The 11,643-nt window shown below is 61.3% G+C and carries 9 protein-coding genes and 1 pseudogene; 9 read left to right on the top strand and 1 reads right to left on the bottom strand.

What is annotated here, in order from left to right; genetic code table 11:
- Positions 1-207 precede the first annotated feature (207 nt).
- The 7 genes from ACVJGD_RS25765 to ACVJGD_RS25735 all read left to right on the top strand — a co-directional run bounded on the left by ACVJGD_RS25765 (position 208) and on the right by ACVJGD_RS25735 (position 6,344).
- Positions 208-516, top strand: coding sequence for a hypothetical protein (locus tag ACVJGD_RS25765; RefSeq protein WP_456636933.1), 309 nt, complete (start codon positions 208-210; stop codon positions 514-516).
- Positions 517-525: 9 nt separating this feature from the next.
- On the top strand, positions 526-1,416 hold the full coding sequence (locus tag ACVJGD_RS25760) for a sigma-70 family RNA polymerase sigma factor (protein ID WP_456636932.1): 891 nt from the start codon (positions 526-528) through the stop codon (positions 1,414-1,416).
- Positions 1,417-1,710: 294 nt separating this feature from the next.
- Positions 1,711-2,883, top strand: a complete 1,173-nt coding sequence (locus tag ACVJGD_RS25755) for an ABC transporter substrate-binding protein (protein WP_456636931.1) — start codon at positions 1,711-1,713, stop codon at positions 2,881-2,883.
- Positions 2,884-3,016: 133 nt separating this feature from the next.
- Positions 3,017-3,934: a branched-chain amino acid ABC transporter permease gene (locus tag ACVJGD_RS25750; RefSeq protein WP_456636930.1), complete on the top strand. Its 918-nt coding sequence runs from the start codon at positions 3,017-3,019 to the stop codon at positions 3,932-3,934.
- Positions 3,931-4,878 carry a branched-chain amino acid ABC transporter permease gene (locus ACVJGD_RS25745; protein ID WP_456636929.1) on the top strand — a complete coding sequence of 316 codons (948 nt, stop codon included), beginning with the start codon at positions 3,931-3,933 and terminating at the stop codon, positions 4,876-4,878. The genes ACVJGD_RS25750 and ACVJGD_RS25745 overlap by 4 nt, the downstream gene beginning before the upstream one ends.
- A complete protein-coding gene (locus tag ACVJGD_RS25740) occupies positions 4,871-5,638 on the top strand; it encodes an ABC transporter ATP-binding protein (protein WP_456636928.1) in 768 nt (255 codons plus the stop codon). The genes ACVJGD_RS25745 and ACVJGD_RS25740 overlap by 8 nt, the downstream gene beginning before the upstream one ends.
- Complete coding sequence (locus ACVJGD_RS25735; protein WP_456636927.1) at positions 5,631-6,344, top strand: ABC transporter ATP-binding protein; 714 nt, start codon at positions 5,631-5,633, stop codon at positions 6,342-6,344. Before ACVJGD_RS25740 ends, ACVJGD_RS25735 begins: the two co-directional genes overlap by 8 nt.
- Positions 6,345-6,508: 164 nt before the next feature.
- On the opposite strand, the gene ACVJGD_RS25730 is transcribed toward ACVJGD_RS25735, so the two are convergent.
- On the bottom strand, positions 6,509-8,056 hold the full coding sequence (locus ACVJGD_RS25730) for a DUF1254 domain-containing protein (RefSeq protein WP_456636926.1): 1,548 nt from the start codon (positions 8,054-8,056) through the stop codon (positions 6,509-6,511).
- 709 nt (positions 8,057-8,765) lie between these two features.
- Here ACVJGD_RS25730 and ACVJGD_RS25725 point away from each other — a divergent pair.
- Together ACVJGD_RS25725 and ACVJGD_RS25720 are read left to right on the top strand one after the other, a co-directional pair.
- A pseudogene (locus ACVJGD_RS25725) lies at positions 8,766-8,885 on the top strand (ABC transporter ATP-binding protein); the annotation flags it as partial.
- 227 nt (positions 8,886-9,112) lie between these two features.
- Positions 9,113-10,906, top strand: a complete 1,794-nt coding sequence (locus ACVJGD_RS25720; RefSeq protein WP_456636925.1) for an adenylate/guanylate cyclase domain-containing protein — start codon at positions 9,113-9,115, stop codon at positions 10,904-10,906.
- The last annotated feature ends 737 nt before the right edge of the window (positions 10,907-11,643 follow it).

Raw genomic sequence — 11,643 nt, 5'->3', positions numbered from 1 at the left:
CAAGGCGCTTCTTTCCAATCGCACGATAGCGAAAACGTATGGTTCAGTCCTTCCGCGGTGCCGTCGCCGTGATCGGCGACCAGGAACGATGGCGTTCTGCGCGGCCGGAAAAAATTCTTCCTGGGGGCCGTATCCTTTGACCGTCGTCAAACGTCCTTGGGACGACGCGATGGCTTCCGCATCGCGGCACGAGCCAGGGAGAGGACGATGACCACCAGACTGATCCGGTACAAGGCCAAGCCGGAAATGGCCGACACGAACGCCGAGCTCGTTGCAGCGGTGTTTGCGGAACTGAAAGCGGCAAGGGTTGATGGTGTGCGCTATCTTACGCTGCGGCTGGAGGACGACACGTTCATCCATATCGTAGAGAGCGTCTCCGACGACGGGTCCAGCCCATTGCCGGAGCTCGCCGCGTTCAAGGCGTTCCAGAGCGGCATTCGCGACCGCTGCGCCGAGCCGCCGCTGGTTCGCAGCGCCAAGGTGGTCGGCAACTACCGTATGCTGGACCAGTCCTGAGCAGCGAGAATGACGCCAGTGCCTGACATATCAGCGGCCGCCGGTCTCGACAGCCTCCTGGTCGTGCTGCGGCCGCGGCTGCATCGCTACTGCTCCCGCATGGTCGGTTCGGTGATCGACGGCGAGGACGTGTTGCAGGATGCGCTGATCAAGGCGGTGGAGGCATTTCCTTCGGTCGGGGAGATCAAAAACCCGGAGGGCTGGCTGTTCAGGATTGCGCACAACGCCGCGCTCGATTTCCTGCGCCGCCGCCATCGGCAGGATGCGCTCCGGTCGACGGAGGAGGTGGACATGATGGCCGACGAGTTCGACGACATCGCCCGCCGCGAGACCGCCGCCGCCAGCCTGCGTACTTTCATGCGTCTGCCGGTGGCGCAGCGCAGCAGCGTGATCCTGAGGGATGTGCTCGGCTATTCGCTGGCGGAAGTCTGCGAGATCATGAGTTACAGCCTGGTAGCGGCAAAGGCCACGTTGCACCGCGGCCGGGCCCGGCTGCGCGAGCTCGCGCAAGAAGGCGACGACGCACCGCGGCCGAAGCTGACGGACGCCGATCGCGCCCGTCTCTCCGCCTATGTCACCCATTTCAACGCCCGCGACTTCGACGCCATCCGCGCCATGATCGCCGACGACATCAAGCTTGATCTCGTCGGCAGGACCCGGCTCAGTGGCAAGGCCGAGGTCTCGCGCTATTTCGGCAACTATGCGAAGGCCAGCGACTGGCATCTGGTGCCGGGGCTTGTGGAAGGCCGTCCCGCCATCCTGGTGTTCGATCCTGCGGCGCCCGGCCCGACCCGGCCGAAATATTTCGTGCTGCTGGACTGGCAGGCCGATCGGGTCGCGAGCATCCGGGATTTCCGTCACGCGCCCTACGTCATCGAGGGCGCGGAATATTTCCTTTAGCGCCGCGAAAGGCGCCTCCCGCAGCAGCTCCGAAACTGCGACAATGGTTGCCCGGGCAACCGGCACTATAATTCTTGCCAGCCTCGCGCTTTACGAATTATGGTGCAGATCAGGCTCAAGCATGCGCCGAAGGTTCTAAACGCCGCCTTCGGTTCGCGCTTGCCGCCCAGTCAGGATTCCGCGCACAAAACACGTCACCCCGAAAATGGGAGTGACGGGGGCACGGACGGCGCCGCCAGACGGTTTACCGCCCTGGCCGGCCAGTTGGAATGGTTGAGGAGGAGGGGAGTGAACATGAAAACGTCATTTTGGCTGGCAGGCGTCACCGCGCTGGCGCTGGCGCAGCCCGCACTTGCGGCTGACACAATCAAGATCGGCTTTGTCTCGACCTTCAGCGGTCCGACCGCCGTCATCGGCAACGACATGCGGAACTCGTTCGAGCTGGCGCTCGACCATCTCGGCCGCAAGATCGACGGCAAGCCGGTCGAGGTGATCTACGAAGACGACCAGCAGAAGCCCGATGTCGGCAAGCAGAAGACCGAGAAGCTGGTGCAGTCCGACAAGGTCGATTTCATCGTCGGCTACATCTGGTCGAACGTGCTCCTGGCCTCGCTGAAGACCGCCGTCGACAGCAAGACCTTCCTGATCTCCGCCAATGCCGGTCCGTCCCAGCTCGCCGGTGAGCTCTGCTCGCCTTACGTGTTCTCGACCTCCTGGCAGAACGACCAGACGCCTCAGGCGATGGGCACCTACATGAACCAGAAGGGCGTCAAGTCGGTGTTCCTGATCGGCCCGAACTATGCCGCCGGCAAGGACATGCTGGCCGGCGTGAAGAGCACCTTCAAGGGCCAGGTGGTCGGTGAGGAATATACGGTGTGGCCGAGCCAGCTCGACTTCTCCGCCGAACTCTCCAAGGCGCGCAACTCGAAGGCGGAGGCGATCTTCGTGTTCTATCCGGGCGCTGCCGGCGTGCAGTTCCTGAACCAGTATGCGCAGGCCGGCATCAAGCAGCAGATTCCGCTCTATACCGCCTTCACCATCGACGAATTGTCACTGCCGCTGCAGAAGGAAAACGCGCTCGGCGTGCCCGGCGCCCAGCAATGGGTCAACGACCTGCCGAACGAGCAGAACAAGAAGTTCGTGGCCGACTACCGCAAGAAATACCCGGGCCTGCGTCCGACCTTCTACGGTGCTCAATCCTATGACGCCGCCAACCTCATCAACTCCGCGGTGGTCGCCGTGAAGGGCGACTTGACGAAAAAGGACGCGATGAAGGCCGAGATGGAGAAAGTCAACTTCAAGTCGGTGCGTGGATCGTACAAATACGGCAACAACCACATCCCGATCCAGAATTTCTACCTGCAGGACGTCGTGAAGGACGGCGACGGCCAGCTCGCACTCAAGACGGTTGCCACCATCGTAGAGAACGATCAGGATCGCTTCCACGACAAGTGCCCGATGAAGTAGGTCTTCTGGATATTCCCGGCGCATGATCTGCCAAAAGTCTGAGCGGTTTGGTCAGCCATCATGCACCCAACAACAATTGGCGGCGGCGCCGACGCGCTGCCGCCTTCTTGTTTCAGCCTGATATAAGTCGCCGATGTTCCTTCTGATCGAACAACTTCTGAACGGATTGCAGTTCGGCCTGCTCTTGTTCCTGCTCGCGGCCGGGCTCACGCTGGTGTTCGGCATCATGGATTTCGTGAACCTGGCGCATGGTTCGCTGTACATGATGGGCGCCTATTTCGCCGCGACCTTCGTCGGCTGGACCGACAGCTTCGTGCTCGGTGCGATCCTTGCGCTCGCGGCCACGCTCCTGCTCGGCATCGCCCTCGAATTCGTGGCGCTCCGGCATCTCTATGGCCGCGACCATCTCGACCAGGTGCTGGCGACCTTTGGCCTGATCCTGTTCTTCAACGACATGGTGCGGCTGATCTGGGGGCCGGCGGGCCTCGCGCTGCCGCTGCCGACCTGGCTGACCACCCCGGTCCAGCTCCTGCCTGGCGTGTACTACCCGGCCTACCGGCTTTCGATCATCATCGTCGCGCTATTGGTCGCCGCGCTGCTCTATCTCGTGGTGATGCGCACCCGCATCGGCATGCTGATCCGGGCCGGCGCCTCCAACCGCGAGATGATCGGTGCGCTCGGCATCAACATCAAGCTGCTGTTCACGCTGGTCTTCGGCCTTGGTGCCGCGCTCGCAGGCCTGGCCGGCTTGATGCAGGCGCCGATCCTGACCGTGCAGATCGGCATGGGCGAGAACATCCTGATCCTGGCCTTCGTCATCATCGTGATCGGCGGCATCGGCTCGATCCGCGGTGCCTTCCTCGCCGCGATCTTCGTCGGCCTCATCGACACGCTCGGCCGCGCCTTCCTGCCGGATCTGCTGCGCACGGTGCTGAGCGGTGCCGCCGCCTCGACCGCCGCACCCGCATTGTCCTCGATGCTGATCTACCTGTTGATGGCGATCGTGCTGGTCTTGCGGCCGGAGGGGCTGTTTCCGGCCGCCAAGCGATGAAGTCCAAGCTCAACGCCAGCAACGCCGTCGTCGCGGCCGTTTGCGCCGCTCTTCTTCTGCTGCCGGTCTATTCGGCGGCGACCGGCAACATCTTCATCCTGACGCTGATGACGCGCATCATCATCTTTGCGCTGGCGGCCTCGAGCCTGAACCTGATCATGGGCTATGGCGGCATGATGAGTTTCGGCCACGCCGCCTATCTCGGCATCGGCGGCTATGCCGTCGGCATTCTCGCCGCGGAAGGCATCGGCTCCGGCTTTATCCAGTGGCCGGTGGCGCTCGCGGTCTCCGCCTTGTTTGCGCTGGTGATCGGCTCGCTCTCCTTGCGCACCCGCGGCGTCTATTTCATCATGATCACGCTCGCCTTTGCGCAGATGGCCTATTACGTCGCATCGGCGCTGTCGCGCTATGGCGGTGACGACGGCCTGACGATCTACAAGCGCAGCACCTTCGACGGGCTGATCAACCTCTCGGACCGCACGCAGTTCTATTATCTCTGCCTCGCCTGCCTGTTCGGCGGCCTCTATCTGATCTGGCGGATCGTCAATTCGCGTTTCGGCCTGGTGGTGCAGGGCGTGCGCTCCAACGAGCAGCGCATGCAGGCGATCGGCTTTCCGGCCTATCGTTATCGCCTGACCTGCTTCGTCATCGCAGGGACCATCTGCGGTCTTGCCGGCGCGCTGCTCGCCAACAATACCGATTTCGTCAGCCCGGCCGTGATGTACTGGACCCGCTCCGGCGACCTCATGGTGATGGTGATCCTGGGCGGGATGGGCTCGCTGTTCGGCCCGTTGATCGGCGCGATCGTCTATCTCGTTCTGGAAGAACTGCTGTCGCAGTTCACCGAATATTGGGCGCTGATCATGGGCCCGCTGTTGCTCTTGATCGTGCTGTTCGCGCGTGGTGGCATCATGGGCCTGCTCGGGAGGGTGCGTCGTGGCTGATCCCCTGCTTCGCGTCGACAATCTCGTGCGCCGTTTCGGCGGCATCCTCGCGACTGACAATCTGTCGCTCGAAGTGCCGCGCGGCGAACTGCATGCGATCATCGGGCCCAACGGCGCCGGCAAGACCACGCTGATCAGCCAGTTGACCGGGCAATTGATGCCGAATTCCGGCACCATCCATTTTGCCGGTCGCGACGTCACGCGGTTGCCGTCCTACCGGCGAAGCGCCCTCGGGCTGGCGCGCTCGTTCCAGATCACCTCGCTCCTCAAGGATTTCACCGCGATCGACAATGTCGCGCTCGCAGCGCAGGCGCATGACGGCCATTCCTTCCGCTTCTGGGGTAACGCGCGAAAGGAGAAGCATCTGCGTGATGCCGCCCGCGCTTGCCTGCAGCGCGTCAGCCTCGCGGCGCGCGCCGATGTCCTGGTCTCCGAGCTCAGCCATGGCGAGCAGCGCGAGCTCGAGCTCGCAGTGGCGCTCGCAACCAGGCCGCAGCTCCTGCTGCTGGACGAGCCGATGGCGGGTTTGGGTGTCACCGAATCCGCGCGGATGGTCACCCTGTTGAAGGAGCTGCGCAAGGAAGTCACCATCGTGCTGGTCGAGCACGACATGGAAGCGGTGTTCGCGCTCGCCGACCGCATCACGGTGCTGGTCTATGGCCGCGTCATTGCGTGCGACACGCCGGATGCGATCCGCCGGCATGAAGAGGTCAAGCGCGCCTATCTCGGCGAACAGCATGCGGTGACCCGCCATGGCTGACACGTTACTGGAAGTCGAGGGGATCGAGACCTGCTACGGCCTGAGCCAGGTGCTGTTCGGCCTGTCGCTGTCGATCAAAAGCGGCGAGATGATCGCGCTGATGGGCCGCAACGGCATGGGCAAGACCACCACCATCCGCTCCATCATGGGGCTGACTCCGGCGCGATCAGGCGCGATCCGCTTTGCCGGGCAGCAGGTGCGCGGCCTGCCGTCTTATAGAATTGCGAAACTCGGCATCGGCCTGGTGCCGGAAGGCCGCCAGATCTTCCCGAACCTGACGGTGCGCGAAAACCTGGTCGCCGCGTCCGGTAATCGCCTGGGCTCTTCCGATCCCTGGACGCTGGAAAAAATCCACGCGCTGTTTCCGCGGCTTGCCGAGCGCGGCAGCAACATGGGCGTCACGCTCTCCGGCGGCGAGCAGCAGATGCTCGCGATCGGCCGTGCGCTGATGACCAATCCGAAACTCCTGATCCTGGACGAGGCCACCGAAGGCCTCGCCCCGCTGATCCGCGACGAGATCTGGAGCTGCCTCTCGATGCTGAAGGGGCGCGGCCAGTCCGTGCTCGTGATCGACAAGAACGTCGGAAATCTCGCCCGGATCGCCGACCGCCACTACATCATCGAGCGCGGCCGGACCGTGTGGAGCGGCACATCGGAGCAACTGGTCGCCGAGCCCGACTTGCAGCACCGCTATCTCGGGATTTGAGGTGCGCTTGGCGCCGCGATGCCGGCCCGAAGAAGGGTTGTCGCTCTAGACTGCTGCGCCGCCTACGCCGCTTGTGCGATCCACCCGAAGTCGATATCCGCTTCGCGCCCAAAGCGGCGCAATTGCTGCGCGGCAGCAAATGACGCGATGGCCATGTGCGGACATCACTCCTGTTTCACGAAATCGCCGGGCTTCCAGCTGTAGTTGATGGCTGGCTCGCCGGGCCCGTAGAGCCTGAGGATGGCGAAGAAGCCGCGCCCCCGAGCTGTGGGGAGCCAATTCGTTTGTTTTCCGTCTGGTGTCTTTGGACCGATATAAAGGTCGATCGTCCCGTCAGGGTTCTGAGTGGGCTTATCGCGTGAGCCGAGCGAGGGGAAGCGCCGCGCTTCGGTCGCAAGGCCTGATGCGTTCTCGGCCTCGTAGAGAGTTAGCGACCAGAAGAGTTGAGCCGGGACATTTGGCGGAAGCGTGAGCTTGTACGAGGCATCACCCGAGAGCGGTTTGCCATCCGCGTCATTGAAAGCAATCTCGTAAGCCGCGCCGCGACCCGGCAATTGAGACACCATCCCGGGGCTGATTGAATAGTAGTCGGTAAAGAACCAGATGCGCGGCTCGATCTCGATAAAGCCCCCCGCTTTGTTGCGGAAAGAAAGATCTAAACTCTTTTCGGATCTTGGTTCAGTGACATTGTTGACCGGATTAATCCATTGACGGTCTTTCCACACCCTGTAATCGCGCCCGTTGACCTCCGACATTCTGCCAATCACACGGCTCATCTTGTACCCAGTCTTCGCAGCCGCATCGAGCATCGCCCGCATTTCGGTATCAGGGTTGAAGGGCTTTCCAGCGATGAGACCGACATTCGCAAGCAGACCCAAGCCGGTGGCGTCCGACAGGTTCGATCCTTCTCGGTCCAATAGCCACTTGAGCTGGTCAAAGGCTGTAGCATCAGAGCGTGGGAGCATGTTGGCTGGCACGCCTGAAGCATTCGGGAATTTCATGGGCTTGCGTTGGTCAGCCGCGAAGTTTAGCGGGTAGATTTTGGCCCGCTCCATCAGCGAGACAGCAGGCGAAAGATCGTTCGGATCTTGATAGAAGGCGCGAAGGAAGATGAAAAGATTGTTCGTGCCAGATCGGTAGACGTAGTAGCCCTTCGGAACATTACCCTTGTAGTTCGGAGGCAAGACTAAGAACTTGCCGCCCTTGCCAGCGTCCGGTCCGGGCAGACCCACGTCACCGAAGAACTTGCCGCCATCGACCGGTATCGGGCGTTGCCAGAAGTCGAGCAGAATACCTTGGAGATTGGGCGGCGCTTCGAAGACGATAGGACCAGTCTCGCCCATGTCTACATAGCCCATGGCGTAAATCACGTCGGAGTTGGGTGTCGTGACCAGCGTCTTCGGATCGAGCCGTTCCTTCCAGACGGGAAGGATGTTGTAGCCTGCGCCAAACTCCTTCTCGGAGCCGAATTTCATGCCGAGCGTATTGATGAGTGGAAGTGCCCAGAGATAGGCCTGCGTCGCCTGCTGGAACTCAAGCTCATCCATCAGCCTCTTCGCAGTCTCTGGCGTCGGACGGTTCTGTTCGAACGGTAGGTTGGCAACCGCATCAAACGGATTGGATTGGCTGTAAGCAAGGTCGCTCGCGAGAATGTTTGCGCTGACAAGGACAGAAACGGTCAGCCAAAATCTGCTAGGTCGCTTCATGATCATGCAACACTCCCATCTTTGTCCTTGATCAAAAGATGGTCGAACGGAGCGGCGGCGACATGTCGCTTGGCTCTGCCGCCGCGACTTCTACTCTAGAAGCGAGATCCTTTTCAGCCAAGGTCAATAATCTTCGGGAAGGCTACCTTGGGTAGTTCCAATTTGCTGTCCCCTTGGGGGGAACCGGCTCGAAAATGCCGAAGGAATTGTTACCAGTGGCACGGGACGGGGCGTTTAAGATTGTGGTGACTTTCATGTCCGCTTTGCGGTCATTTTCGACCGAGTGGGCCGGGTGCACCGACCGGTCGATGTCCGCTTGGCCGCTAGAGCGGGACAAGGGCGAACGGCGACGAAGCTGTCCAGATGATCGACACATCGATTTGATCGATATCAACGCCCGCCGGTCTGGATCGCACTGGCAGTTGGTGAGGCCCACGGTTGTAGCTCTGCGCTAATGAGTCCACGGCCCAATTGGTGGCGAAGCATAGCCCAGCGTTCGCTTGCGACTATGATGGTGGATGACGCCTTGCGCCGTCCCACGCCGCAAACTTCGCCGTCATTCCGGGATGCGTGCGAAGCGCGCAGGCCCGGAATCCATTGGGGCCGCAAGCGCTGCGGTGAAATGGATTCTCTGATGTGCAATTGCACATAGCTCGATGCCGTCGCATCGCCCCGGAATGACGGCTCCTGTCATTGCGAGCCAACGGGTCGCGGAAACCTCGCCCGCATCGCGGACCGCCACTACATCATCGAGCGCGGCCGGACCGTGTGGAGCGGCACATCGGAGCAACTGGTCGCCGAGCCCGACTTGCAACACCGCTATCTCGGGATTTGAGGTGCGGCTCGGCGCCGCGATGCCGGCCCGAAGAAGGGTTATCGCTCTAGACTGCTGCGCCGCCTACGCCGCTTGTGCGATCCACCCGAAGTCGATGTTCGCTTGCGCCCAAAGCGATGCAATTGCTGCGCGGCAGCGAGATGACGAGATGGGCCAGTAACTGGCATCCCTGGATAGGCATCCTCTGTGATCCATTGTACAATGGTATCTACGTTGGATGGCGGGCCATGGTGCAAGAGAAGCCAGTCCGGGTCGTGCGTAGGTTGTCTGCGATATTGGCCGCTGACGTGGCCAGGTATTCGCGGCTCATGCACCATGACGAGGAGGCCACGCATGCCAAGCTGACAGCGCTCCTGGCGGACGCTGTCTACCCCGCAGTCGCCGAACACGGCGGCCGCATGGTGAAAAGCACCGGGGACGGGTTCTTGGCGGAGTTTCCCAGCGCAGTTGAAGCGGTCCGCGCTGCCGTGCAATTCCAGACCCGCATTCATGAACTTACAGTCGGTGACGCGGAAGATTGGCGCATCGCTTTCCGTGTTGGCATCAATGTCGGCGACGTGATTGTTGAGCCGCATGATATCTTTGGCGATGGCGTAAACATCGCAGCACGGCTTGAGAGCATCGCAGAACCCGGGGGTATCTGTATCTCGTCTTCTGCGTACGATCCCGTCCGGGACAAGATCGAGGTTCAGTTCGTCGATATGGGCGAGCAGGACCTTAAAAACATCGCCCGGCCGGTCCGGGCGTACGCCGTGGTCCGCGATCGACCTGGCTCAGCGACACCGGTTGAGGGCACTAGGCCCAACCCACCGTCGCCGCCTCGCCTCTCCATTGTTGTGCTGCCTTTCGCCAACCTCAGCGGCGAGCCCGAGCAAGACTGCTTCGTCGATGGTGTGACCGAGAGCCTGACTACGGACTTGTCGCGCATCGTCGGATTGTTTGTGATCGCCCGCAATACGGCGTTCACCTTCAAAGATAGGGCCGTGGATGGGAAGCAGGTCGGTCGCGAGCTCAACATCCGCTATGTACTGGAAGGTTCCGTGCAGCGTGGCGGCAATCGATTTCGCGTAAACGTTCAGCTCGTGGACGCGGAAACTGGCGCATACCTATGGGCCGAACGTTTTGACAAGCTCATCGCCGAACTGTTCGATATGCAGGACGAAATCGTATCGCGACTCGCCAACACACTAGGTGCGCAGCTCATCGAGGTTGAGGCGCGACGAGCGGAGCGTTCGCCGCATCCCAATTCAATGGACTTGTATTTTCAAGGTAGAGCTCTGTGGAATAAGGGGTGGTGGACGCCCGAATATCTGGCACAAGCGCACGGTTTTTTTCGACGGGCGTTAGAGCTTGATCCCACAAATGTCGAGGCGATGGTCGGTATCATGTGTGTCGAGGGAGTACGTGGAACGGCCTATGTGACCGACGACTGGGCCGTGCATGTCTCGTTGGCCGAGGCGACGGCGGTAAAGGTGCTGTCCCTCGCGCCGAACCATGCCTTTGCCCACTTCGGCTTGGGCGTCTTGCTAGCCGCGACGGGCCGCGCGGCTCAAGGCATAGCCGAACTCGAACGAGCGTTAGCCTTAGATCGCAATTTGGCTTGGGCGCACGCGCATATCGGCAAGGCCAAGTTTTGGTTGGGTCGCGCAGCAGAGACTGAGGCTCACGTCAGCGAAGCGTTTCGGCTCTCTCCTCGCGATATCTATGCCTTCGACTGGCTGCTGCAGATCGGCTTCGCCAAGTTGCAGCTCACAGCAGACGCTGAAGCAGTTAGCTGGTTCCTCCGCAGCATCGAAGCCAACCGAAACTATCCAATAGCTCATTTCGGGCTAGCCGCTGCGCACGCGCTGCTTGGCTCGCTGAACGAGGCGAGGGCCGCGGCCAGGGCTGGCCTTGCGCTCGATCCAAACTTCACCATTCGTCGCTTTAAGGCTACCCCGGTAAACGACAATCCGGCGTGGCTCGCGGGCGCCAAGCGCATCGTAAAAGGGTTTTACATGGCCGAGGTACCAGAGGGGTGATTGTCCGCTTGGCCGCCGTCATTGCGAGCGAAGCGGAGCAATCCATGCCTCCACTTGCGGCGTTATGGATTGCTTCGCTCTGCTCGCAATGACAATGTGGCTAGTTTGGGTGCGACAAAACAACCCGACGGGCAAATCACCAAAAGTCTGTCCAGACTCTCAGCAAAAAATATTCCGCTTCCGTCGTCGGGCAAATCAGCACTATGACTCCGCGCGTCTTACCCGAATGAGGGGCGGCTCGCGATCGTCACGAACGTTGCGGTGAGATGCGGTGGACACGGGTGTTGCGACTGACGAGCGTGACTATCCGTGGACGGCGAAGTCGTGTGGTTCTGGCGCCCCGACGCTGGCGCTAAGTTCGCAGAGATGATCTGTGAGCGACGGTGGCAAGAAAGCCCGGTCACCGGGAAGAGCACGAAGTAAGCCGTAAAACCACTGCGCAGGGAAAGCCGGAGTTGCTTCGGTTGACCTGTGGTCCTACCCCCGTGCTTTTTGTTGCACGGGGCCCACGGGTGCAACCGGCACCCGGCTTTCCCTGCGCCCTCTATTCAATGAGAGGGTGAAACGAGACGCAAAGCTCGGACGCAATGCGCCGCGAGAACGCGGACTCACATCCCCTCTGCTGTTTGACATTCAAATCAGAATCTCTCCCCACGTCGTCCCGGCCTTGCGCGCCGCGGCGAAGCCCCTTGGCGTAGCCGGGAGCCGGGACCCATAACCACAAGCGTTTGTTGGGC

It is taken from the genome of Bradyrhizobium sp. USDA 10063, assembly GCF_054063735.1.
This window is presented reverse-complemented; position numbering and strand designations above follow the sequence as displayed.

Coding starts and splice junctions, on each gene's coding strand:
- ACVJGD_RS25750 (WP_456636930.1), top strand. CDS start 3,017: ATGTTCCTTCTGATCGAACAACTTCTGAACGGATTGCAGTTCGGCCTG.
- ACVJGD_RS25765 (WP_456636933.1), top strand. CDS start 208: ATGACCACCAGACTGATCCGGTACAAGGCCAAGCCGGAAATGGCCGAC.
- ACVJGD_RS25755 (WP_456636931.1), top strand. CDS start 1,711: ATGAAAACGTCATTTTGGCTGGCAGGCGTCACCGCGCTGGCGCTGGCG.
- ACVJGD_RS25730 (WP_456636926.1), bottom strand. CDS start 8,056: ATGATCATGAAGCGACCTAGCAGATTTTGGCTGACCGTTTCTGTCCTT.
- ACVJGD_RS25735 (WP_456636927.1), top strand. CDS start 5,631: ATGGCTGACACGTTACTGGAAGTCGAGGGGATCGAGACCTGCTACGGC.
- ACVJGD_RS25760 (WP_456636932.1), top strand. CDS start 526: ATGACGCCAGTGCCTGACATATCAGCGGCCGCCGGTCTCGACAGCCTC.
- ACVJGD_RS25720 (WP_456636925.1), top strand. CDS start 9,113: ATGGTGCAAGAGAAGCCAGTCCGGGTCGTGCGTAGGTTGTCTGCGATA.
- ACVJGD_RS25745 (WP_456636929.1), top strand. CDS start 3,931: ATGAAGTCCAAGCTCAACGCCAGCAACGCCGTCGTCGCGGCCGTTTGC.